Annotated in this window: 20 protein-coding genes; 4 read left to right on the top strand and 16 right to left on the bottom strand. The window is 67.9% G+C overall.

Annotation, left to right across the window (positions count from 1 at the left end):
• The first annotated feature begins 44 nt into the window (after nt 1–44).
• The 4 genes from ACKTT0_RS15585 (at nt 45) to ACKTT0_RS15570 (ending at nt 4,035) form a co-directional block, all read left to right on the top strand.
• The gene (locus tag ACKTT0_RS15585; RefSeq protein WP_407850743.1) at nt 45–1,706 is read left to right on the top strand and encodes an acetate--CoA ligase; all 1,662 of its coding nucleotides are present in this window, start codon (nt 45–47) and stop codon (nt 1,704–1,706) included.
• Between the two features lie 19 nt (nt 1,707–1,725).
• Entirely contained in the window at nt 1,726–2,247 is a 522-nt protein-coding gene (locus ACKTT0_RS15580) for a gamma carbonic anhydrase family protein (protein WP_407850742.1), read from the top strand.
• A 36-nt stretch (nt 2,248–2,283) separates the two neighbouring features.
• Entirely contained in the window at nt 2,284–3,198 is a 915-nt protein-coding gene (gene hslO, locus ACKTT0_RS15575; protein ID WP_407850741.1) for an Hsp33 family molecular chaperone HslO, read from the top strand.
• Between the two features lie 78 nt (nt 3,199–3,276).
• Nucleotides 3,277–4,035: a TadE/TadG family type IV pilus assembly protein gene (locus ACKTT0_RS15570; RefSeq protein ID WP_407850740.1), complete on the top strand. Its 759-nt coding sequence runs from the start codon at nt 3,277–3,279 to the stop codon at nt 4,033–4,035.
• Nucleotides 4,036–4,061: 26 nt separating this feature from the next.
• On the opposite strand, the gene ftsB is transcribed toward ACKTT0_RS15570, so the two are convergent.
• The 16 genes from ftsB to ACKTT0_RS15490 form a co-directional block, all read right to left on the bottom strand.
• Nucleotides 4,062–4,403, bottom strand: coding sequence for a cell division protein FtsB (ftsB, locus tag ACKTT0_RS15565; protein WP_407850739.1), 342 nt, complete (start codon nt 4,401–4,403; stop codon nt 4,062–4,064).
• Between the two features lie 70 nt (nt 4,404–4,473).
• A complete protein-coding gene (eno, locus tag ACKTT0_RS15560; RefSeq protein WP_407850738.1) occupies nt 4,474–5,760 on the bottom strand; it encodes a phosphopyruvate hydratase in 1,287 nt (428 codons plus the stop codon).
• Nucleotides 5,761–5,812: 52 nt separating this feature from the next.
• Nucleotides 5,813–6,667: a 3-deoxy-8-phosphooctulonate synthase gene (gene kdsA / locus ACKTT0_RS15555; protein ID WP_028354328.1), complete on the bottom strand. Its 855-nt coding sequence runs from the start codon at nt 6,665–6,667 to the stop codon at nt 5,813–5,815.
• The gene (locus tag ACKTT0_RS15550) at nt 6,668–8,320 is read right to left on the bottom strand and encodes a CTP synthase (protein WP_407850737.1); all 1,653 of its coding nucleotides are present in this window, start codon (nt 8,318–8,320) and stop codon (nt 6,668–6,670) included. It lies immediately after the preceding gene.
• Nucleotides 8,321–8,571: 251 nt separating this feature from the next.
• Nucleotides 8,572–10,368: an aminopeptidase P family protein gene (locus tag ACKTT0_RS15545; RefSeq protein ID WP_407850736.1), complete on the bottom strand. Its 1,797-nt coding sequence runs from the start codon at nt 10,366–10,368 to the stop codon at nt 8,572–8,574.
• Between the two features lie 8 nt (nt 10,369–10,376).
• On the bottom strand, nt 10,377–11,195 hold the full coding sequence (locus ACKTT0_RS15540; protein ID WP_407850735.1) for a M55 family metallopeptidase: 819 nt from the start codon (nt 11,193–11,195) through the stop codon (nt 10,377–10,379).
• 24 nt (nt 11,196–11,219) lie between these two features.
• Entirely contained in the window at nt 11,220–12,302 is a 1,083-nt protein-coding gene (locus ACKTT0_RS15535) for a DmpA family aminopeptidase (protein WP_407850734.1), read from the bottom strand.
• Nucleotides 12,303–12,311: 9 nt separating this feature from the next.
• Nucleotides 12,312–13,196 carry a glutathione ABC transporter permease GsiD gene (gene gsiD, locus ACKTT0_RS15530; protein ID WP_407850733.1) on the bottom strand — a complete coding sequence of 295 codons (885 nt, stop codon included), beginning with the start codon at nt 13,194–13,196 and terminating at the stop codon, nt 12,312–12,314.
• Nucleotides 13,197–13,203: 7 nt separating this feature from the next.
• Entirely contained in the window at nt 13,204–14,124 is a 921-nt protein-coding gene (gene gsiC / locus ACKTT0_RS15525) for a glutathione ABC transporter permease GsiC (RefSeq protein ID WP_028354334.1), read from the bottom strand.
• Nucleotides 14,125–14,207: 83 nt separating this feature from the next.
• Nucleotides 14,208–15,770 (bottom strand): glutathione ABC transporter substrate-binding protein GsiB, encoded by a 1,563-nt coding sequence (gene gsiB, locus ACKTT0_RS15520; RefSeq protein ID WP_407850732.1) that lies wholly within the window; start codon nt 15,768–15,770, stop codon nt 14,208–14,210.
• 33 nt (nt 15,771–15,803) lie between these two features.
• Nucleotides 15,804–17,678, bottom strand: a complete 1,875-nt coding sequence (locus ACKTT0_RS15515; RefSeq protein WP_407850731.1) for a dipeptide ABC transporter ATP-binding protein — start codon at nt 17,676–17,678, stop codon at nt 15,804–15,806.
• 54 nt (nt 17,679–17,732) lie between these two features.
• A complete protein-coding gene (locus ACKTT0_RS15510) occupies nt 17,733–18,710 on the bottom strand; it encodes an isoaspartyl peptidase/L-asparaginase family protein (protein WP_407850730.1) in 978 nt (325 codons plus the stop codon).
• Nucleotides 18,707–19,591: a MurR/RpiR family transcriptional regulator gene (locus ACKTT0_RS15505; RefSeq protein WP_028356313.1), complete on the bottom strand. Its 885-nt coding sequence runs from the start codon at nt 19,589–19,591 to the stop codon at nt 18,707–18,709. The genes ACKTT0_RS15510 and ACKTT0_RS15505 overlap by 4 nt, the downstream gene beginning before the upstream one ends.
• A 162-nt stretch (nt 19,592–19,753) precedes the next feature.
• Entirely contained in the window at nt 19,754–20,404 is a 651-nt protein-coding gene (locus ACKTT0_RS15500; protein ID WP_407850729.1) for a CoA transferase subunit B, read from the bottom strand.
• Between the two features lie 12 nt (nt 20,405–20,416).
• The gene (locus tag ACKTT0_RS15495; RefSeq protein ID WP_028356315.1) at nt 20,417–21,115 is read right to left on the bottom strand and encodes a CoA transferase subunit A; all 699 of its coding nucleotides are present in this window, start codon (nt 21,113–21,115) and stop codon (nt 20,417–20,419) included.
• Between the two features lie 85 nt (nt 21,116–21,200).
• Nucleotides 21,201–21,659 carry an acyl-CoA thioesterase gene (locus ACKTT0_RS15490; protein WP_407850728.1) on the bottom strand — a complete coding sequence of 153 codons (459 nt, stop codon included), beginning with the start codon at nt 21,657–21,659 and terminating at the stop codon, nt 21,201–21,203.
• Nucleotides 21,660–21,704 lie beyond the last annotated feature (45 nt).

Below are 21,704 nucleotides of genomic sequence, written 5' to 3'. Positions count from 1 at the left end.
AGCGTCCTGTGGAGGCGCTGCCGGCGCGCTTACAACATAGGGCCATGAACGACCAATATCAGGCGCTCTACCAATCCTTCCGCTGGCTGGTGCCGACCCAGTTCAATATCGCGGACGTCTGCTGCCATCGCTGGGCCTCCAGCAGTTCGGACGCACGGCGCATCGCCATCTATTACGAAGACGAATCCGGCAACCGGGAAGTCTGGACCTACGCCCGCCTGGCGGAGGCGGCCAACCAGCTCGCCAACGGGCTGGTCAAGATGGGGGTGGAACGCGGCGACCGGATAGGTGTGGTTTTGGGACAACGGCCGGAGACCGCGGTGGCCCACATGGCCATCTACAGCGTCGGCGCCGTGGTCGTGCCGCTGTCGTCCCTGTTCGGCCCTGAAGCCCTGGAAACCCGCCTGCGCGATTCCGACGCCCGCATCGCCATTGTCGACCACGCCTCGAGCGCCAACCTGCTCGGCATCAGCGACAATTGCCCCAACCTGCACCAGATCATCGGCATCGGCTTTGCCGACGAGCGCGTCCTGCCCTGGCGCAGCCTGCTGGCGCGCCAGCCTTCCGAATTCAAGCCGGTGCCGACTCGCGCCGCCGATCCCGCCATCCTGCTCTACACGTCGGGCACCACCGGCGCGCCCAAGGGCGCGCTGCTGCCGCACAGCGTGCTGATCGGCAACCTGCCGGGCTTCGTTGCCTCGCAGGACTGGTTCCCCCGCCCCAGCGACGTCTTCTGGTCGCCCGCCGACTGGGCCTGGACCGGCGGCATGATGGACGCCCTGCTGCCCACCCTGTACTTCGGCCATCCCATCGTGGGCACGCGCGGGCGCTTCTCGCCCGAACGCGCCTTCGAGCTCATGGAGCGCTACCAGGTCACCAATACGTTCCTGTTCCCCACCGCGCTCAAGATGATGATGAAAGCGGTGCCGGATCCCGCCAGCCGCTACCGGCTGGCCTTGCGGTCCATCATGAGCGCCGGCGAAAGCGTCGGGGAAACGGTCTTCGACTGGTGCCGCTCGGCATTGGGCATCACGCCCAACGAAATGTTCGGCCAGACGGAAATGAATTACCTGGTGGGCAACAGCCAGCGCCGCTGGCCCGCCAAACCGGGCAGCATGGGACGCCCCTATCCCGGCCACCAGGTGGCGGTCATCGACGAAGCGGGCAAGCCGGTGCCGTCCGGCGAAGTCGGCGAAATCGCGCTGAACCGGCTCGATATCCACGGCTTCCCCGACCCCATCCTGTTCCTGGGCTACTGGCGCAACGAGGCCGCCACCCAGGAAAAATTCACGGGCGACTGGTGCCGCACCGGCGACCTGGCCAGCGTCGATGCCGACGGGTACTTCTGGTATGCGGGCCGGGCGGACGATGTCTTCAAGTCGGCCGGCTACCGCATCGGGCCGGGCGAAATCGAAAACTGCCTGCTCGGCCATCCCGCGGTGGCCAACGCCGCCGTCGTGCCCAAGCCCGATGCCGAGCGCGGCGCGCTGGTGAAGGCCTACGTCGTGCTGACGGCCGACTACGCGGGCCGCGAGCCTGGCGAGATCGTCCAGGCGCTGCAGGACCACGTGCGCGACCGCCTGGCACCCTACGAGTACCCCAAGGAAATCGAGTTCATCGACGAACTGCCCATGACCACGACCGGTAAAATCCAGCGCAGGGTGCTGCGTCAGCGCGAGGAAACGCGCGCCGCGGCCCAGGCCTGATGCTTACCGGAGACCGCGCATGCCGATTTACCAGCTCGACGAACATATTCCCGCCATCGATCCCAGCGTCTATGTCGCCGACAGCGCCGACATCATCGGCAACGTCACCCTGCAGGCGGGCGTCAGTATCTGGTCGCACGTGTCGATCCGCGGCGACAACGCGCCGATCATCATCCAGGCCGGCAGCAACATCCAGGAATCGAGCGTCCTGCACGTGGACGAAGGCTGTCCGCTGACGGTCGGCCCGGGCGTCACCGTGGGCCACCAGGCCATGCTGCACGGCTGCGCCATCCATGAAGGCGCCCTGATCGGCATGCAGGCCATCGTCCTGAACAATGCCGTGGTCGGGCGCAACTGCCTGGTCGGCGCCGGCGCCATCATTCCGGAAGGGCGGGTCATCCCCGACAATTCGCTGGTGATCGGCATCGGCAAGGTGGTGCGCGAATTGTCCGCCGAGGAAATCGCCAACATGCACAAGAATACCCGGCACTACCAGACGCGCGCGCAGCACTACAAGCAGGCCCTCAAGCGCATCGGCTGAAGCGGCGGCGCTCCGGCGATCGGCTAACATTCCACCATGACCGATCTGCTCAAGAAATACCTGTTCGAAGACCGCTCCGTGCGCGTCGAAGCCGTGCGGCTGCACCAGACGTGGCTGCAGGCCCAGGAACATCATCAATATCCGCCTGCCATCAGGCGGCTGCTGGGCGAACTGGTGGCGGCCGCCACGCTGCTGGCCGCCAACATCAAGTTCGAAGGCTCGCTGGTGCTGCAAATCCAGGGTGACGGTCCCATCGCCCTGATCGTGGTCGAATGCCGCTCCGACCTGGGCCTGCGCGCCACGGTGAAGATCCGCGAAGGCCACGAGCCGCCCGCCGGGGGCAGCATGCAGCAGCTGCTCAACGCCAATGGGCAGGGCCGCTTCATCGTGGTGCTGGACCCGCAGCGCAAGGTGCCGGGCCAGCAGGCCTACCAGGGCATCGTGCCGCTGGAGGGCGACACCGTCGCCGAGGCGCTGCAGCACTACATGAAAGCCTCGGAACAGCTCGACACGCGGCTCTGGCTGGCGGCTGACGACCAGCACGCCGCCGGCCTGCTGGTGCAGCGCCTGCCCGACCAGGGCGGCGTGACGCCGGAGCAGGCCACCGACAGTTTCGCGCGCGCCGTCATGCTGGCCGACACCCTGGAATCCGGCGAGTTGCTGCGCACCGACACCGACACGCTGATCCACCGCCTGTACTGGGAAGAAACCTTGCTCGCGTTCGATCCGTCCCCGGTGCGGTGGCACTGCCCGTGCACGCGGGAGCGGGTGGCCAGCATGTTGCGCACCCTGGGCGAACGTGAGGTCAACGATATCCTGGCCGAACAGGGCAGCGTGCGGGTGTCGTGCGATTTCTGCGGCAAGCCGTACGAATTCGACGCCGTCGATTGCTCCGGCCTGTTCGCGCCGGCGCGACCCATGCCCGAGCAGGATCCTCCCACGGTCCACTGACGGCGCGCGTGGGCGCTCTCGTCCAGCCGTAGTTGCCACAATCGACGCGTTCGGCCCGGCGGGGCACACTGCCCGGCCATGCGCTCCCCTCGTCTTCTCCCCGTTCGCCCGCCTCGCACCGCGATCTGCGCCACGCCAGCGCGCAACCGCGGAACCGCCCTGCTGGAATTCGCCATCGTCGCCCCGCCGTTGCTGCTGCTGGGCCTGCTGGCGGTCGAGGCGGCCCACTGGCATCTGGCGCGTCAGGTCGCGTATGTGGCGTTGCTGGATGCCGCGCGCGCCGGGGCCACGGGCCATGGCGCCCCCGATGCCATGGCCCGCGCGTTCGAGCGCGCGCTGCGGCCACGCTATGCCAGCCCGGACGGCGACGCGCAGGCGGCGCAGCAGCGGGCTTTCCAACGCCTGCGCAGCCAGGCCGGCATGGCCCCCTGGCGCATCGAAGTCCTGCAACCCAGCGCCGCCGCCTTCCAGGTTCATGCGCGCCGGGGCCTGGCCGTGCCCGCCGCGCCCGGGCGGCGCGCCATCAGCAATGATTACCAGGCCGAGCAGCACGCCGCGCGAGGCGGCGAGCCGACCATCTTCGAGGCCAATACTCTGCATGCGCGGCTGACATTCCTGCACGAGCCGCTGTCGCCGCTGGTGCGGGCGCTGCTGCGCCGGGCCGGCCAGGCGGGCAGCGGCTGCACCGCGCGCGCCTGGTCGCGCGGCGTACTGCCACTCAAGCTGGAATTGCGCATCGAGATGCAGTCGCACCCGGCGGATTGGCACGCCTGGCCGGCGGCGCGGCGCGGGCCGGTGGTATACGGCGCCCTGGCGTGCGCGTGGGACGACAGCTAGGGCCTGGAAGCGGCGCCAGCCGACGATCAGCGGCGCGGCGCGGCGGGCTTGGCGGGAGCGGTCCCGGCGGGCGCCGGGGTATTCGGCACGGCGCTGCCGGGCGGCAATATCTGCACGAAGACCTCGCCTTCGCGCATCATGCCCAATTCGCTGCGGGCCCGTTCTTCGACGGCGCCCACGCCGGTGGCGAGGTCGCGCACCTCGGCCTCGAGCGCCGCGTTGCGCGCGCGCAGGCCTTCGTTGGTTTCGTGCTGGGCCGCCACCTGGCGCTGCAGGTCCCAGACCTTGAGCCAACCGCCCTTGCCCAGCCACAGCGGGTACTGGATCAGGCCCAGCAAGACGAGCAGCACCAGGAACAACAGGCGCATACGCGAAAAACCCCCAACAGGTGCGGCCCTGGACGGGGACAAGGCGCGGCGCGCCCTGCCCCGCGCCCGGTCAACGCAGGTTGTAGAACGCCTCGAGGCCCGGGTACGAAGCCACTTCGGCCAGTTCCTCTTCGATACGCAGCAACTGGTTGTACTTGGCCATGCGGTCCGAGCGCGACAGCGAGCCCGTCTTGATCTGCATGGCGTTGGTGGCCACCGCGATATCGGCAATGGTGGAGTCTTCGGTTTCGCCCGAACGGTGCGACACGACGGCGGTGTAGCCGGCGCGCTTGGCCATTTCGATGGCGGCGAAGGTTTCAGTCAGGGTGCCGATCTGGTTGATCTTGATCAGGATCGAGTTGGCCACACCCTTCTGGATGCCTTCCTTCAGGATGCGGGTGTTGGTGACGAACAGGTCGTCGCCCACCAGCTGCACCTTCTTGCCGAGCTGCTCGGTGAGGAGCTTCCAGCCGTCCCAGTCGTTCTCGGCCATGCCGTCCTCGATGCTGATGATCGGGTACTTGTCGCACCACGTCGCCAGCAGGTTGGCGAACTCCTGGGAAGACAGCGACAGGCCGCCCTCGCCGGCCAGCGTGTACTTGCCGTCGCGGAAGAATTCGGAGCTGGCGCAATCCAGGCCCAGGGCGATCTGCGAGCCGGGCTCGTAGCCGGCCTCGGTGATGGCCTTGAGGATCAGCTGGATGGCCGCCTCGTGATTGGGCACGTTGGGCGCGAACCCGCCTTCGTCGCCGACCGCGGTCGACATGCCCTGGCCGTGGATCAGCTTCTTGAGGGCGTGGAACACTTCGGCGCCCCAGCGCAGCGCTTCGCGGAAGCTGGTCGCGCCCACCGGCAGGATCATCAGTTCCTGGAGGTCGAGCGTGTTGTTGGCGTGCGCGCCGCCGTTGATGACGTTCATCATGGGCACGGGCATGCTCATGGGACCGCTGCCGCCGAAGTAGCGATACAACGACAGGCCGGACTCGTCGGCGGCGGCGCGCGCCACCGCCATGCTGGCGGCCAGCAGCGCATTGGCGCCCAGGCGTTCCTTGGTGTCGGTGCCGTCCAGATCGATGAGAGTGCGGTCGACGAACGTCTGTTCCTGCGCATCCAGGCCCATGAGCGCTTCGGAGATCTCGGTGTTGAGGTTTTCCACCGCGCGCAGCACGCCCTTGCCCAGGTAGCGCGATTTGTCGCCGTCGCGCAGCTCGATGGCCTCGCGCTCGCCGGTGGACGCGCCCGACGGCACGGCCGCGCGCCCCATGGCGCCCGATTCCAGCAGCACGTCGCACTCGACGGTGGGATTGCCGCGCGAATCGAGGATTTCGCGGCCGATGATGTCGACGATTGCACTCATAATTTCTCAGATTCCCTGAACGATAAACAGATTCATGACGGCGGCACCCTGGTCAGACGAACTGGTTTTCGATGAAGCCGTTGCGTTTGGTCACGCGATCGAGTTCGACGAGCGACTCGAGCAACGCGGCCATGTGGTCCAGCGGCACGGCGTTGGGGCCATCGGACAGCGCGCAGGCCGGGTTGGGGTGGGTTTCCATGAACAGGCCCGCCACGCCCACCGCCACGGCCGCGCGCGCCAGGACTGGGACGAATTCCCGCTGGCCGCCCGAGGAAGTGCCCTGCCCGCCCGGCAGCTGCACCGAATGAGTGGCATCGAACACGACGGGACAGCCGGTTTCCCGCATGATAGCCAGCGAGCGCATGTCGGACACTAAGTTGTTGTATCCGAAAGAAGCGCCGCGCTCGCACACCAGGATATTGTTGCCGTCGCCACCGGCCTCGATGGCCGCGTCGCGGGCCTTCTGGGCCACCTGCACCATGTCGTGCGGCGCCAGGAACTGGCCTTTCTTGATGTTGACCGGCTTGAGCGAGGCCGCGCAGGCGCGGATGAAGTCGGTCTGGCGGCACAGGAAGGCCGGGGTCTGCAGCATGTCGACCACGGCGGCAACCGGCGCGACCTGGGAGGTCTCGTGCACGTCGGTCAGCACCGGCACCCCCAGCTGGGCCCGCACGTCGGCGAGGATCTTCAGGCCTTCGTCGATGCCCAGCCCGCGGAACGACTTGCCCGAGCTGCGGTTGGCCTTGTCGAACGAGCTTTTGTAAATGAAGGGGATGCCCAGCCTGCCGGTGATTTCCTTCAGGCGGCCGGCGGTGTCGAATGCCAGCTCGCGCGACTCGATGACGCACGGACCCGCGATGAGGAAGAACGGGTGTTCCAGGCCGATGTCGAAACCGCAGGCTTTCATTTAGGCCTCCTGGGTCTTGCGCGCGTGGTTCGCGATGGCCGCCTCGATGAAACTCGAGAACAGCGGGTGGCCGTCACGCGGGGTGGAGGTGAATTCCGGGTGGAACTGCACCCCCACGAACCAGGGGTGGTCGGGCAGTTCCATCATTTCGGGCAGGTTCTCGGTGGGCGTGCGCGCGCTGATGACCATGCCCGCTTCTTCGAGGCGCGGCACGTACACGTTGTTGACTTCGTAACGATGACGATGGCGCTCGTTGACGTCGTCGCCGTAGATGGCCTGCGCGCGGGTGCCCGGCTTGATGGGGCAGCGCTGCGCGCCCTTGCGCATGGTGCCGCCCAGGTCGGAACTGGCGTCGCGCTTCTCGACCTTGCCTTCGCGGTCCATCCATTCGGTGATGAGCGCCACCACGGGATGCGGGGCGGACGGGTCGAACTCGGTGCTGTTGGCGCCGCCCAGGCCCGCCACGTGGCGGGCGAACTCGATGACCGCCAGCTGCATGCCGAGGCAGATGCCCAGGTACGGCACGCCGTTTTCGCGCGCATAGCGGATGGCCGCGATCTTGCCTTCCGTGCCGCGCTTGCCGAAGCCGCCCGGCACCAGGATGGCGTCCAGGTGCTTGAGCTGGTCGGTGCCGCGGGTCTCGATGTCTTCGGAATCGATGTACTCGATGTTGATCTTCGAGCGCGTGTGGATGCCGGCGTGCACCAGCGCCTCGGACAGCGACTTGTACGATTCGGTCAGGTCGACGTACTTGCCGACCATGCCGATGGTCAGTTGGTGCTGGGGATGCTCGAGCGCCTCGACCAGGTTGTCCCACATGGACAGGTCGGCCGGCGGCGGGGTCAGCCCCAGGGCCTCGCAGACGATGTTGTCGACGCCCTGCTTGTGCAGCATGGCGGGAATCTTGTAGATGGAATCGGCGTCCCACACGGAAATGACCGCGTCCAGCGGGACGTTGGAGAACATCGAGATCTTGGCGCGCTCGTCGTCGGGGATGGGGCGGTCGGCGCGGCACAGCAGCAGGTTGGGATAGATGCCGATCTCGCGCAGCTTCTGCACCGAGTGCTGGGTGGGCTTGGTCTTGAGTTCGCCGGCCGAGGCGATGAACGGCACCAGGGTCAGGTGCACGAAAGCGGCATTGTTGCGCCCCAGGCGCAGGCTCATCTGGCGGGCGGCTTCCAGGAAAGGCAGGGACTCGATGTCGCCGACCGTGCCGCCGATCTCGACGATGGCCACGTCGGTGGCGCCGTTCCAGGCGGCGTCGGCGCCGCGCGCGATGAAGTCCTGGATCTCGTTGGTGATGTGCGGGATGACCTGGACCGTCTTGCCCAGGTAGTCGCCCCGGCGCTCCTTGCGCAGCACGGATTCGTAGATCTGGCCGGTGGTGAAGTTGTTCACCTTGTGCATCTTGGCCGAGATGAAGCGCTCGTAGTGGCCCAGGTCCAGGTCGGTCTCGGCGCCGTCTTCGGTGACGAACACCTCGCCGTGCTGGAACGGGCTCATGGTGCCGGGATCGACGTTGATGTAGGGATCGAGCTTGAGCAGGGTGACTTGGAGGCCGCGCGATTCGAGGATCGCGGCGAGGGACGCGGCGGCGATCCCTTTGCCCAGGGAGGACACCACACCGCCGGTGACAAATACGTATTTGGTCATCGTAATGGGCGCCCGGGACGGACGGGCGCATGCGGGAAATTTGGATTATAGCCGGCCGATTGGCCGATCAGGGGTTTTCCCTGAGGCCTGTCACGTAACAAAGGGCAGGCGCCCCGCGGCGACTGGCGCCGGCGGCGGGGCGCGGGCGGACGGCAGAGCGATGCGGGGGAGCGGACGGTGAAGCGGTGTCTGACACCCGGAGGGTGTCAGACACCTGGCCAACCCCGGGGTGGCCCGGGAGCACGCCCTTTTCAGGCCTGCAGCGGCCGGGTGCGTTCCTGCAGCCAGGCCAGCGCCGGCCCGTCCACGCGCGGCGCCAGGCGCTCGCGCACCGTGCGGTGGTAGTCGTCCAGCCAGGCGATCTCGTCGGGCCGCAGCAGCGACGCGTCGATGCAGCGGGTGTCGATCGGGCACAGAGTGAGCGTCTCGAAGCAGAGGAACTCGCCCATGTCGGTCTTCAGCCAGGTGCGATTGGCCACCAGGTTCTCGATGCGCACGCCCCAGCGCCCGGGACGGTAGATGCCCGGCTCGTTGGAGGTGATCATGCCCGGCTCCATGGCCGTGTGGGGCCCCGGCGCGGCGCGGTACGAGATGACCTGCGGGCCCTCGTGCACATTGAGGAAATAGCCCACCCCATGGCCGGTGCCGTGGCCATACTCGGCGCCGCCCTGCCAGATCGGCGCGCGCGCGATGGCGTCGAGCATGGGCGACGGCGTGCCGCGCGGGAAGGCGGCGCGCGACAGGGCGATCATGCCCTTGAGCACCAGCGTGAAATCGACCTTCTGGTCGGCGTTCGGACTGCCCACCGCCACTACCCGCGTGATGTCGGTGGTGCCGCCCAGGTACTGGCCGCCCGAATCGATCAGCAGCAGGCCGTCGCCCTCGATGACCGCATGCGCTTGCGGCGTGGCGCGATAGTGCGGCATGGCGCCGTTAGCGTTGAAGCCGGCAATGGTGCCGAAGCTGGGACACACATAACCGGGCTGGCGCGCCCGGGCGGCGGTGATCCGCTCGTCGATGGTCAGCTCAGTGATGGTTTCGCGGCCCAGCGCCTGTTCGAACCAGGCGAAGAACTCGCACAGCGCCGCGCCGTCCAGTTCCATGGCTTCGCGCACGTGGGCCAGCTCGGCGTCGGTCTTGCGCGACTTGAGCAGGGTCGACGGGTTGATGGCCTCGACCCGCGGCACGGCCGGGTCCATGGCATGGAACACCCCGCAGGTGACGCGGGCCGGGTCGATCAGGAGGGTCTGGTCGCGCTCGAGCGAGCCCAGCGCCTCGGCCGCCTGCCGGTACGGCGCGACCGCGACGCCGTCGGCGGCCAGGACGGCGCGCAGGGCCTGGTCGATCTTGCCGTCGGCCACGAACAGCGTGGCGTGGTCCGGGCCGACCAGCGCGTGCGCCAGGAACACCGGGTTGTACGAGACGTCCGCGCCGCGCAGGTTGAACAGCCAGGCAATGTCGTCCAGGGTGGATACCAGGTGCAAGTCGGCGCCGTGCGCCCGCATGGCCTGGCGCACCTGCGCCAGCTTGTCGGCGCGTGCCACGCAGGCGTGCGGGGCCAGGTGCTCGTAGACCGGCGCGTCGGGCAGGCCCGGGCGGTCGGGCCAGATCTCGGCCAGCAGGTCGGCCTGGATGTCGAGCGTCGCGCCGACCGGCGCCAGGGCGGCCGTCAGGGCCCGGAACGCGGCCAGGCCCAGCACCTGGCCGTCGACGCCGACCCGCTGGCCGGCGCGCAAGTTCCCGGCCAGCCACTCGATGTGCCCGGGCGAGGCGGCGGCCGCGATTTTCATCAGTTGCACGCCAGTGCCGGCGAGTTGGGCCTCGGCCTGGACCCAGTAGCGGCTGTCCACCCACAGGCCGGCGAAATCGGCCGTGACCACCAGCGTGCCCACCGACCCGGTGAAGCCGCTCAGCCATTGCCGGCCCTGCCAGCGCTCCGGCAGGTATTCGGACAGGTGGGGATCGGCGGATGGCACGATGCAGGCGTCCAGGCCGTGGCGGCGCATGGCCTGCCGCAGTGCGGCAATGCGGGTATCGGTGGGTGACATGAAGTTCCTCAGCGCAGCATGAACGACATGGCCGACAGGCTGTTCAGCGTACGGATGGCGTCCTGCATGCTGCCCGCGGTGAAGCGCACGGTCACGCCGTCCACGCGCTCGAGCGCGGGCCACATGCAGAACAGGTCGGCCAGCGCCGAACTCTGCGTCTGCAACCGGCATTCTATAGGCGCGGCGATGCGCAGGGGAACCGCGCCCGCCATCCCGCGCACGGCGGCCTCGGCGGCAGCGGCGATGGCGCGGCGGGCGGCCGCCGGCGACAGGGTGGCCCCGCTGCCCTGCCCGTGCGCCACCTTGGTCTGCACCCACTGGGCGTGCGGGAACAGCTCGCGCGTTTCGGCGATGAAGACGTCATCGCCGCTGCCCAGGATCACCGGCACGCCCAGCTCGCCGGCCAGCGCCCCGTACAGTCCGGCCTCGCCGAGTTCCTGGCCGTTGATGAAGACCCGGGCGAACGCGAAGCTGTTGATGGTGTGGGCCAGGATGCCGCGCGCCTGCGAACGCGCGTGGTAGCCGACCAGGAACACCGCGTCGCATTGCTCTTCCAGGCCGCCCATCATGCCCAGGTAGCGCGGCTTGCCCAGCACCAGGCGGGCGCGCTCGTCCAGCGCGTCGGGCAGCAGGTTGCGGAAACCGCCGTGCGAGTCGTTGACCAGCACTTCGTCGGCCCCGCCGGCGAACGCGCCCTGGACCGCGGCGTTGGCCTCGCCGGTCATCCAGGCGCGGGCGCGCTCGTACTCGCCATTGCCGGCGCGCACCTGCTCGGCATGGAATACGCCGGCCACGCCTTCGATATCAGTGGAAATCAGGATCTTCATGGATATATCACCAGTGAACAGGCGCTAGAGTTCGGTGCGCGCCAGCCATTCGCGCCAGCGCGGCGCGGCTTCGCGGATGCAGATGCGGCGATGGCCGTCGCGCCCGGACACGGAATCGGCATGCCACAGCGCCGCCACGATGGCCTGCTCGGCCGCCTCGGCGGCGGCTTCGAACAGCGGATCGATGCGCGTCTCGTGCAGCAGCGCCACGGCGGGCATGCCGCGCTCGGCCAGGTGGGGAATCGTATAGGCCGTGGAGAACGCCAGGGCGATGTCGCCGCTGCCGTGGCCGAACACCGAGCCGGTGCGGGCCAGCCCGGCGCCCGCCCGCAGCGCCAGGCGGCGCAGTTGGCGGGCATCCAGCGGCGCGTCGGTGGCGGCCAGCAGGATGATGGAGCCCTGCTCGGGGCCGGACGCCGCGGCGTCCGGCAGGCCGCGGTCCTGCTGGCGCGCCAGTTCGCGGCCGAACGGACGCCCAGCCACGGTCAGGCTGGGCAGGCGGCCGAAGTTGGCCAGCACCAGCGCGCCCACGGTATAGCGCTGGCCGGGCTGGATCTCGGCCAGCCGCGACGCCGAGCCGATGCCGCCCTTGAGCGAAAACGAGGACATGCCGCGCCCCGCCCCCACCGAGCCCTGCGCGAAGCGCTCGGCAGCGGCGGCCAGCGCCTGCGTGTAATGGGTTTCCTGCACCGCCAGCGCCTGGATGTCGTTCAAGTAGCCGTCGTTGCACTCGAACACCAGCGGGTTGACCGTGGGCAGGCCGCGCCCGATCTCGGGGTTGGCGGCCACCGCCGCGCGGATCTGCGCATTGGCGACGCTGCCCACGCCGAAGGTGTTGGTGAGCGCGATGGGCGTCTCCAGCACGCCCAGCTCGCGCACCTGGACCAGGCCCGTGCTCTTGCCGAAACCGTTCAGCACGGCGGCGGCCGCCGCCACCTTGTCGCGGTACGGATCGCCGGCATGCGGGCGCACCACCGTCACGCCGGTCTGCAGCGGGCCGTCGGCCAGGGTGCAATGCCCGACGGTCACGCCGGCCACGTCGCTGATGGCATCCAGCGGCCCCGCCGGCAGCGCGCCGATGCGGGGAAGATTCAATTGCTTGTCCATCGCGGCAGGCTACAGGCGGTCGATCTTGGGGTCCAGCGCATCGCGCAGGGCATCGCCCAGCAGGTTGAATGCCAGCACGGTGAAGAAGATGGCCAGGCTGGGGAACAGGGCCACGTGCGGGGCGTTGACCATGTCGGCGCGCGCCTCGTTCAGCATGGCGCCCCATTCCGGGGTGGGCGGCTGCGCGCCCATGCCCAGGAACGACAGGCTGGCGGCGGTGATGATCGAGGTGCCCACACGCATGGTGAAGTAGACCACGATGGACGAGATGGTACCCGGCAGGATGTGGCGCACCAGGATGGTCCAGTCGGACGCGCCGATGCTCTTGGTGGCCTCGATGTAGGTGAGGTTCTTCAGCGCCAGCGTATTGCCGCGCACCAATCGCGCGAACGCCGGCACGCTGAACACCGATACCGCCACCACCACGTTGGTCATGCTGCTGCCCAGCACGGCGACCACGCCCAGCGCCAGCAGGATGCCGGGGAACGCGAACAGCACGTCCGAGATGCGCATGGTGATGCGATCCCACCAGCCTTCGTAATACCCGGCCAGCAGGCCCAGCGCGGTGCCGATCAGGCCGCCCAGCAGCACCGACAGGAAGCCGGCCGCCAGCGAAATGCGCGCCCCCATCAGGATGCGGCTGAAGATGTCGCGGCCCAGCGGATCGACCCCGAACCAGTGGGTCCAGGACGGGCCGGTGTTGATCATGTCGTAGTCGAAGTAGTTCTCGGCATCGTACGGGCTGATCCAGGGCGCCAGCACGGCCACCAGCACCAACAGCAGGACGAACACCAGGGCGCCAACGCCCACATGCTGCTTGCGGAACTTGCGCCAGAATTCGCCCCAGGGGGTACGTACGTCGGTGCCGGTCTTTGCGGCGGTCGTTTGCGTCATGGCCGCCTCACTTGTAGCGAATGGTGGGGTTGATGTAGCCATAGAGCATGTCCACGACCAGATTGATCAGGATGAATTCCAGCGAGAACAGCAGCACCAGCGCCTGGATCACCGGGTAGTCGCGCATGTTCACCGAATCGACCAGCAGGCGTCCCAGCCCGGGCCAGTTGAAGACGGCCTCGACCACGATCGAGCCGCCCAGCAGGAAGCCGAACTGCAGGCCCATCATGGTCACCACCGGAATCAGCGCATTGCGCAGGCAATGCTTGATGATGACGACGCGCTCGCGCAGCCCCTTGGCGCGCGCCGTGCGCACGAAATCTTCCTGGATGACCTCGACGAACGAGGCGCGCGTGAAGCGCGCCATGACCGCCGCCACCGCGGCGCCCAGCGTGATCGACGGCAGGATATAGTGCTGCCACGAGCTGGCCCCCACCGTCGGCAGCCAGCCCAGGTCGACCGAAAATATCTGCATCAGCAGCATCCCCAGCGCGAACGCCGGGAACGAAATGCCCGACACGGCCAGCGTCATGCCCAGGCGGTCGGGCCAGCGGTTGCGGAACACCGCCGAGATAATGCCGATGCCCATGCCGAACACCACCGACCAGGCCATGCTGACCAGCGTCAACAGCAGGGTCGGCATGAAGCGCTCGGCGATCTCGACCGACACCGGCCGGCGCGTGCGGATGGAGGTGCCGAGATCGCCCTGCACGATATTCGTGAAGAAGCGCACGAACTGTTCCGGCAGCGGCTTGTCCAGGCCCAGTTCCTTGCGCACCAGTTCGACGGTTTCGAGGTCGGCGTCCTGGCCCGCGGCCAGCCGCGCGGGATCGCCCGGCAGCATGTGCACGAACAGGAACACCAGTACCGCCACGATCAGCAGCGTGGGCGCCAGTCCCACCAGCCGCTTCAGAAAATAATTCAGCATTTTGCAACCTGGTCGGCGTGATGGCGCGCCGGCGGGGGCCGGCGCGCCATCGGCCGTGTATCGGCCGTTCTAGGAGAACGCGATTACTCGGAAACCGAGATCTCGCCCGAATTGATGTTGCCGTCGGGCATCACGTAGACGCCGTCCAGCTTCTTGCTGCGGGCATAGAGCATCTTCTCGGTGACCAGCGCGGCCCACGGGGCATCTTTCCAGATCTGCTCTTGCGCTTCCTGGTACAGCTTGGCCTTCTCCTGGTCGTCGACCGAGCGCAGGGCCTTGGCGATGTTGGCGTCGACCAGCTCGTTCTTGTAGTAGGCCGTGTTGTTCAGCTTGGGCGGGAACGATTCCGACGCCAGCAGCGGACGCAGCGCCCAGTCGGCCTCGCCGGTGGAGGACGACCAGCCGGCGTAGTACATGCGCACCGGCGCGGTGGCGGGATCGGGCGCGGACTGGACCATCTCGGTGCGCTGGCCGACTTCGAGGGCCTGCACCTGGACTTTCACGCCGACCTGACGCAGCTGCTGTTGCACGAACTGCAGCACCTTCTGGGTGGTGGTGTTGTTATAGCCGCCCCACAGCACCGACTCGAAGCCGTTCGGATAACCAGCCTCGGCCAGCAGTTGCTTGGCCTTCTTGGGATCGTACGGCCACGGGTCCATCTTGTAGGCGTAGGTCACGCCCTGCGGCACGATGCCCTGGGCCGGGAAGGCGTAGCCGGCGAACGCCACCTTGGCCAGCGCCTCGCGGTTGATGGCGTAGTTGATGGCCTGGCGCACCTTGACGTTGTCGAACGGCTTGTGCTGCACGTTGAAGCTGATGTAGCGGGTGATGATCGAATCGCCGGTCAGCACGTCCAGCTTGTCGCTCTTTTGCAGCAGCGCGGCCTGCTCATACGGCAGCGTGTAGGCGAAATCGGCCTCGCCGGTCTGCAGCATGGCGGCGCGGGTGCTGTTCTCGAGCACCGGCTTCCAGGTGATGGTGTCGACCTTGGGATAGCCCTTCTTCCAGTAGCCGTCGAACTTCTTGCCCTTCACATAGTCGGTCTGCTTCCAGCCGTCGAACACGAAGGGGCCCGTGCCCACGGGATGGAAGGCGATGTCCTTGCCGTACTTCTTCAGCGCGGCGGGCGAAATGATGGCGGCCGAGGCGTGCGCCAGCGAGTTGATGAACGGCGCGAACGGCTCCTTGAGCGTGATGCGCAGCGTGGCGGCGTCCACCGCCTCGACCTTGGCGATGCGGTTGAACTGGTTATAGCGCGCCAGGTGGTTGTCGCGGTTGAGCACGCGCTCGAGGTTGGCCTTGACCGCCTCGGCGTTGAAGTCCGTGCCGTCATGGAACTTGACGCCCTGGCGCAGCTTGAAGGTATAGGTCAGGCCGTCGGGCGTGACCTCGTAGCTTTCGGCCAGCACCGGCTTGATCTTCAGGTCCTTGTCGAACTCGAACAGGCCTTCGTAGAACGACTTGGTGACCGCAGTGGTCAGGGTGGTGTTGGTGTTGTAGGGGTCCAGCGTCTCGGCTTGCGAACTCAGGGCCAGCACGACGTCCTTGGCCGCGAACGCGGCGCTGCCGCAGGTCAGGGCCGACAACGCCAGCAGGCTTGCCGCCAGGGTTTTGCGCTGGAACAGCGCATCGACTCGTTTCTTCATGAACAGGCTCCTTGGGGGTAGACGGCTTGTTTATCAATAAGCGCCGGCGATGCGATGCCGAGCGACAAAATGCCGTGGCGCAACCTGCACCAACGGCTGGACCACCGGTTCGTCGCCGACGGCCCGGATCGGACTGGGAATCTCGTCCGACAGCAGCTCGCGCTTCAGGTGGCGGCGCGCCGGATCGGCGATGGGCACCGCAGCCATGAGCTTGCGGGTGTACGGATGCTGCGGGTTCTCGAAAATGGCGCGGCGCGGGCCGATCTCGACGATCTGGCCGAGGTACATCACGGCCACGCGGTGGCTGACGCGCTCGACGACCGCCATGTCATGCGAAATGAACAGGAACGCCACGCCCAGTTCGCGCTGCAGGTCCAGCATCAGGTTGACGATCTGCGCCTGGATGGAGACGTCCAGCGCCGACACCGACTCGTCGGCCACTACCACCTTCGGGTTCAGCGCCAGCGCGCGCGCAATGGCGATACGCTGGCGCTGGCCGCCCGAGAACTCGTGCGGATAGCGGCTGGCGTAGTCGGGCGGCAGGCCGACCTTTTCAAGCAGCCAGGCCACGCGCTGGCGCGCCTCCTCGCCCTTGGCCAGGCCATGCACCAGCAGCGGCTCCATGATCGAGAAGCCCACCGTGACCCGCGGGTCGAGCGAGGCGAACGGATCCTGGAAAATGAACTGGATATTGCGGCGCAGGCTTTGCAGCGTGCTGGTGGGCATGTCGCGGATGTTCTGGCCGCCGAATTCGATGGCGCCGCTCTGGCTCTCGACCAGGCGCAGCAGCGAGCGGCCGGTGGTCGACTTGCCGCAGCCCGATTCGCCGACCAGCGCCAGCGTCTCGCCGGGATACAGGTCGAAACTGACCTTCTCGACCGCGTGCACCCTGCGCTTGACCTTGCCGAACAGGCCGCTGGGCACGTCGAAGCGGGTGATGAGGTCCTTGACGCGCAGGATCGGCTGGGCATCGTCGCGCAGCGTGTCGTGCGGTTCGACGGCCGGCTCCTCGCCTTGCGAATCGACGCGCAGCAGCGGGAACTTGGCCGGCGAGTCGGTGCCCGCCATGGCGCCCAGGCGCGGCACCGCCGACAGCAGCGCGCGCGTATAGGCGTGGCGGGGCTGTTCGAAGACGGCGTCCGAGGTGCCTTCCTCGACTTTGTCGCCGCGATACATGACCAGCACGCGGTCGGCCACTTCGGCCACCACGCCCATGTCGTGCGTGATGAAGATCACGCCCATGTCCATTTCTTCCTGCAGCTGGCGGATCAGCTGCAGGATCTGCGCCTGGATGGTGACGTCGAGCGCGGTGGTCGGCTCGTCGGCGATCAGCAGTTGCGGCTTGCACGACAGCGCCATGGCGATCATCACGCGCTGGCGCATGCCGCCGGACAACTGGTGCGGATAGCGGTCCAGCACCTGGCGCGCCTCGGGAATGCGCACGCGCTCCAGCATGCGCAGCGCCTCGGCGCGGGCGCTGGCGCGGTCCTTGCCCTGGTGCACGCGGATCGACTCGGCGATCTGGTCGCCCGCGGTGAACACCGGGTTCAACGACGTCATGGGTTCCTGGAAGATCATCGCGACGTCGGCGCCGCGGATGCCGCGCATCGTCGCGCCCGGGGCACGCGCCAGGTCCACCACGGCGCCGCTGCGCCGGCGCAGCAGCATGCTGCCGCTGGCGATCTTGCCGCCGCCATGTTCCACGAGCCGCATCAGCGCCAGCGACGTGACCGATTTGCCGGAGCCGGATTCGCCCACGATGGCCAGCGTCTCGCCGCGATCGATGTGGAACGACAGATTGCGCACCGCGTCCACGGTGCGCTCCGACGTGGCGAAACGCACGCTCAGGTCGTCCACCTGGACCACGCGGTTGTCAGGCAGCGCCAGGCTGCTAGCGCGATCAACCATAATTCTTCATCCCCTGCTGGCTGCCGCGTGGGCAGCGGTATTGCGCAACGGCCATCAGTAAATGGCCGCCACCGGCGACTCGCCCACGCGGGCGTAGCCTCGATACATGCCTTCCGTGTTGAACGGCAGGACCACATTGCCCGCGGTGTCGACGGCGATCAGGCCGCCCTTGCCCTGGATCGCGGGCAAGGTCTCGAACACCACGCGATCGGCGGCCGCCTGCAGCGAGGCGCCGCCGTATTCCATCTGCGCGGCCACGTCGTGGGCGGCGACGGCGCGGATGAACATCTCGCCGGTGCCGGTGGTGGACACGGCGCAGCTGCGGTTGCTGGCGTAGCAGCCCGCGCCGATCAGCGGCGCGTCGCCGACCCGCCCGACCTGCTTGTTGGTGATGCCGCCGGTCGAGGTGGCCGCGGCCACATTGCCCTGCGCATCGACCGCCACCGCGCCGACGGTGCCGTACTTCTTGTCAGCGTCCAGCGGGTCGGCCGGCGCCGGCTGGCCGCGCGCCACCAGCGCCTGGCCGTCGTGGTCCAGCACCGCCGCGTCGGGCGTCTCGCGCTGCACGCGCAGCAACTGTTCGCGCCGCGCCTCGGTCGAGAAATAGGCCGGATCGACCAGTTCCAGCCCCTGGGCGCGGGCGAACTCCTCGGCGCCGGCGCCCACGAAGAACACATGCTTGCTGTGCTCCATGACCTGGCGCGCCGCCAGCACCGGATTGCGCACGCGCGAGACATTGGCGATGGCGCCGCAGCGCAGCGTGGCGCCATCCATGATGGAGGCGTCCAGCTCGTGGGTGCCCGCGCTGGTGAACACGGCGCCATGGCCCGCGTTGAACAGCGGGCAGTCCTCCAGCAGGCGCACCGCTTCCGTCACCGCATCGAGCGCGCCGCCGCCGGCGGCCAGCACGGCCTGCCCCGCCGCCAGGATGCGCTCCAGGGCGGCCAGGAACTCCTGCTCTTTCTCGGGCGACATGGCTGCGCGCGACATGGCGCCCGCGCCGCCGTGGATCGCGATAACCGGCTGAATCATCTTTTTCCTGCTCCTACGCCATGGATGAGCCACGGCATGACGGACTGGGTCACGCCGGCCGCGGCCTGGATTGAATTCTTGGCCCGGTGGGCCACCGCGGCCGACAGGCCCTCCACCAGCCCGAGCGCGCCGGTCTCGGAATTGGCCGAGGCCTGGCGCGACGTGTGGGCATACAGCGCCACCGTCGCCAGGGGCGCCAGCGGCGAGGTGGGCTTGTCGGTCAGCACCAGCACCGGCACCCCCGCCTGCTGCGCCGCGCGGCCCAGCGTCACGGTATCGGCCAGGTAGCGCGGGAAGCCGATGGCGATCACCAGGTCGCGCGCCGTCATGCGCGACATCTGGCGCGCGGCGTGCGACACCCCGCCCGGCCCGGCCAGCGATTCGCAGGCATGCAGGTGCATGCACAGCCCGCGCTGCAGCAGCCCGGCCAGGAAACCGCTGGCGCCGAAGCCGATGATGAAGACGCGATCGGCGCCCAGCACGATATCGACGGCCCGCTCGCAGGCGTCGGCGTCCAGGTTCTGCAGCGTGCGCTGGGCGTTGCGGATGTCTTCCTCGAGCGTGGCCGCCATCACCTGCGCCGCCGTGGCGGAGTGCGCCAGTTCGACGCGCAGTTTTTCGACCGGCTCGAGCGCCGCCTCGAAACCCCGCGCCAGCTCGGCGCGGAACTGCGGATAGCCCGGCAGGTCAAGCGCGCGCGCAAAACGGTTAGCCGACGCCACCGATACGCCCACCGCGGCGGCGAACTCGTCGATGGTCATGGTGGCCACGCGGAACTGGTGCGCGAGCACGTATTCGGCCATGCGATGCTGGGCACGGCTGAACGAAGGCTGCGCGCGGGCGATCCGGGCGGACACGGACAGGGGAACTGCCTTGGTCATGACGGGGCGAAGACTGCGGAGGGCGGCCGGCGGGCCGATTGATGTAAATTCGTTTACATCGAGATTTTAGATAAGAAAATAGATTTTCATACTCCGGGATTACCCTGCCGTGGCGCAATAAAAAACCCTGCCGAGGCAGGGTTTTGCTGGGCGGCGGGCGGGCTACAGGCCCGAGACGTCCAGCCTGGCCTGGGTCTTGGCCTGGATTTCCTCGACGGTCACGCCGGAAGCGAGTTCGAGCAGCTTCAGGCCGTTCTCTCCCACCTCCATTACGCCCAGGTCGGTGATGATCAGGTCGACCACCCCGACGCCGGTCAGGGGCAGCGTGCATTCGGCCAGCAGCTTGATGTCTTCGGTGCCGTCCTTCTTCTTGGCCACGTGCTCCATCAGCACCACGACCTTGCCCACGCCGGCCACCAGGTCCATGGCGCCGCCCATGCCCTTGACCATCTTGCCGGGAATCATCCAATTGGCCAGGTCGCCCTTCTCGGACACCTGCATGGCACCCAGGATGGCGAGGTTGATCTTGCCGCCGCGGATCATCGCGAACGAATCGGCCGACGAGAAGATCGACGAGCCGGGCAGCGTCGTCACCGTCTGCTTGCCGGCGTTGATGAGGTCCGGGTCGACCTCGTCCTCGGTGGGGAACGGGCCGATGCCGAGCAGGCCGTTTTCCGACTGCAGCCACACTTCCACGCCCGGCGGGACGTGGTTGGCCACCAGGGTGGGCAGGCCGATGCCCAGGTTCACGTAAAAACCGTCTTGCAGCTCGCGCGCGGCGCGCGCCGCCATTTCATCGCGGGACCATGCCATGTCGTATTCTCCTTAGGCCGGGCGAGTGGTGCGTTTTTCGATGCGCTTTTCCGGCTGCGCGTTGAGCACGATACGGTGCACGTAGATGCCGGGAAGATGGACCTGGTCGGGATCGAGCGAGCCCGTGTCGACGATCTGCTCGACCTCGACCACGGTGACTTTGCCGGCCATCGCCACGTTGGGGTTGAAGTTGCGCGCCGTCTTGCGGAACACCAGGTTGCCGCTGCGGTCGGCGACCTGCGCCTTGACCAGCGAGACGTCCGGCACCAGCGAGCGCTCCATGACGTACTGGTGGCCATCGAACTCACGCAGTTCCTTGCCATCGGCGACGATCGTGCCGACGCCCGTGCGGGTGAAGAACGCCGGGATGCCCGCGCCGCCGGCGCGCAGCTTCTCGGCCAGCGTGCCCTGCGGGGTGAATTCCAGCTCGAGCTCGCCGGCCAGGTACTGGCGCTCGAATTCCTTGTTTTCGCCCACATACGAGGCGATCATCTTGCGGATCTGGCGCGTCTCGAGCAATTGGCCCAGCCCGAAGCCGTCCACCCCGGCGTTGTTGCTGATGCAAGTCAGGTCCTTGACGCCGGAATCGCGCAGCGCGGCGATCAGCGCCTCGGGAATGCCGCACAGGCCGAAGCCGCCCACGGCGACCATCTGCCCGTCTTTGACGATGCCTGCCAGCGCCTCGGCGGCGCTTGCATAAACTTTGTCCATCTCTCCTGCTCCTAGTAAGGGTCGGGTCCAAAGGGCGCGGCTGCGGGGGGTGGCACGCCCGGTCGTATTGTGGTTTGCGCCGATTTTAACGGCATGCGGAGGCCGGCACGAACTGGCCGGCCAGGCGCGCCAGCACGTCCGCCGGCCAGGGCTGCGAGCGGTTGGCGATGAAATCCATCCATACCAGCACCGAGCGGCCGCGCGCGTACGGCCCCGTATCGTCGCCCACCTTTTCGAGGACCAGCTCGTGCTCTACGCTGGAGCGGCCCAGGCGGGTGACGCGGTGGGTCACCCGCGCCGTGCAGGGATACGTGAACGCGCGCAGGAAGTCGCAGGACACGTGGGCCAGGATGAAGCCCTGATCGGCCGGCAGCGTCAGGCCCGCTTCGTAGAGGATCTGGATGCGGGCTTCTTCCATCAGGCGGAAGTAGCTGGTGTTGTTCATGTGATTGAGGGCGTCCGCATCGCCCCATCGCATGGGCAGTTCGACCTGGTGGCAATCGCCCACCTCGAGGGTGCGCGCGGGCTGGGGATCCCGGTTCACGAATGGTGCTCCTGACGAGAATCAAGCTGCCGGGGCACGGGGCGG

Origin of the sequence: Bordetella saccharivorans, assembly GCF_045862855.1 — a bacterium.
GTDB lineage: Bacteria > Pseudomonadota > Gammaproteobacteria > Burkholderiales > Burkholderiaceae_B > Bordetella_A > Bordetella_A petrii_F.
The sequence above is the reverse complement of the archived record's forward strand: the minus strand, read 5'-3'. Positions and strand labels throughout refer to the sequence as shown.

Excerpts from the sequence above, each read along its gene's own strand:
- ACKTT0_RS15585 (WP_407850743.1), top strand. The coding sequence starts at position 45 with ATGAACGACCAATATCAGGCGCTCTACCAATCCTTCCGCTGGCTGGTG.
- ACKTT0_RS15580 (WP_407850742.1), top strand. The coding sequence starts at position 1,726 with ATGCCGATTTACCAGCTCGACGAACATATTCCCGCCATCGATCCCAGC.
- hslO (WP_407850741.1), top strand. The coding sequence starts at position 2,284 with ATGACCGATCTGCTCAAGAAATACCTGTTCGAAGACCGCTCCGTGCGC.
- ACKTT0_RS15570 (WP_407850740.1), top strand. The coding sequence starts at position 3,277 with ATGCGCTCCCCTCGTCTTCTCCCCGTTCGCCCGCCTCGCACCGCGATC.
- ftsB (WP_407850739.1), bottom strand. The coding sequence starts at position 4,403 with ATGCGCCTGTTGTTCCTGGTGCTGCTCGTCTTGCTGGGCCTGATCCAG.
- eno (WP_407850738.1), bottom strand. The coding sequence starts at position 5,760 with ATGAGTGCAATCGTCGACATCATCGGCCGCGAAATCCTCGATTCGCGC.
- kdsA (WP_028354328.1), bottom strand. The coding sequence starts at position 6,667 with ATGAAAGCCTGCGGTTTCGACATCGGCCTGGAACACCCGTTCTTCCTC.
- ACKTT0_RS15550 (WP_407850737.1), bottom strand. The coding sequence starts at position 8,320 with ATGACCAAATACGTATTTGTCACCGGCGGTGTGGTGTCCTCCCTGGGC.
- ACKTT0_RS15545 (WP_407850736.1), bottom strand. The coding sequence starts at position 10,368 with ATGTCACCCACCGATACCCGCATTGCCGCACTGCGGCAGGCCATGCGC.
- ACKTT0_RS15540 (WP_407850735.1), bottom strand. The coding sequence starts at position 11,195 with ATGAAGATCCTGATTTCCACTGATATCGAAGGCGTGGCCGGCGTATTC.
- ACKTT0_RS15535 (WP_407850734.1), bottom strand. The coding sequence starts at position 12,302 with ATGGACAAGCAATTGAATCTTCCCCGCATCGGCGCGCTGCCGGCGGGG.
- gsiD (WP_407850733.1), bottom strand. The coding sequence starts at position 13,196 with ATGACGCAAACGACCGCCGCAAAGACCGGCACCGACGTACGTACCCCC.
- gsiC (WP_028354334.1), bottom strand. The coding sequence starts at position 14,124 with ATGCTGAATTATTTTCTGAAGCGGCTGGTGGGACTGGCGCCCACGCTG.
- gsiB (WP_407850732.1), bottom strand. The coding sequence starts at position 15,770 with ATGAAGAAACGAGTCGATGCGCTGTTCCAGCGCAAAACCCTGGCGGCA.
- ACKTT0_RS15515 (WP_407850731.1), bottom strand. The coding sequence starts at position 17,678 with ATGGTTGATCGCGCTAGCAGCCTGGCGCTGCCTGACAACCGCGTGGTC.
- ACKTT0_RS15510 (WP_407850730.1), bottom strand. The coding sequence starts at position 18,710 with ATGATTCAGCCGGTTATCGCGATCCACGGCGGCGCGGGCGCCATGTCG.
- ACKTT0_RS15505 (WP_028356313.1), bottom strand. The coding sequence starts at position 19,591 with ATGACCAAGGCAGTTCCCCTGTCCGTGTCCGCCCGGATCGCCCGCGCG.
- ACKTT0_RS15500 (WP_407850729.1), bottom strand. The coding sequence starts at position 20,404 with ATGGCATGGTCCCGCGATGAAATGGCGGCGCGCGCCGCGCGCGAGCTG.
- ACKTT0_RS15495 (WP_028356315.1), bottom strand. The coding sequence starts at position 21,115 with ATGGACAAAGTTTATGCAAGCGCCGCCGAGGCGCTGGCAGGCATCGTC.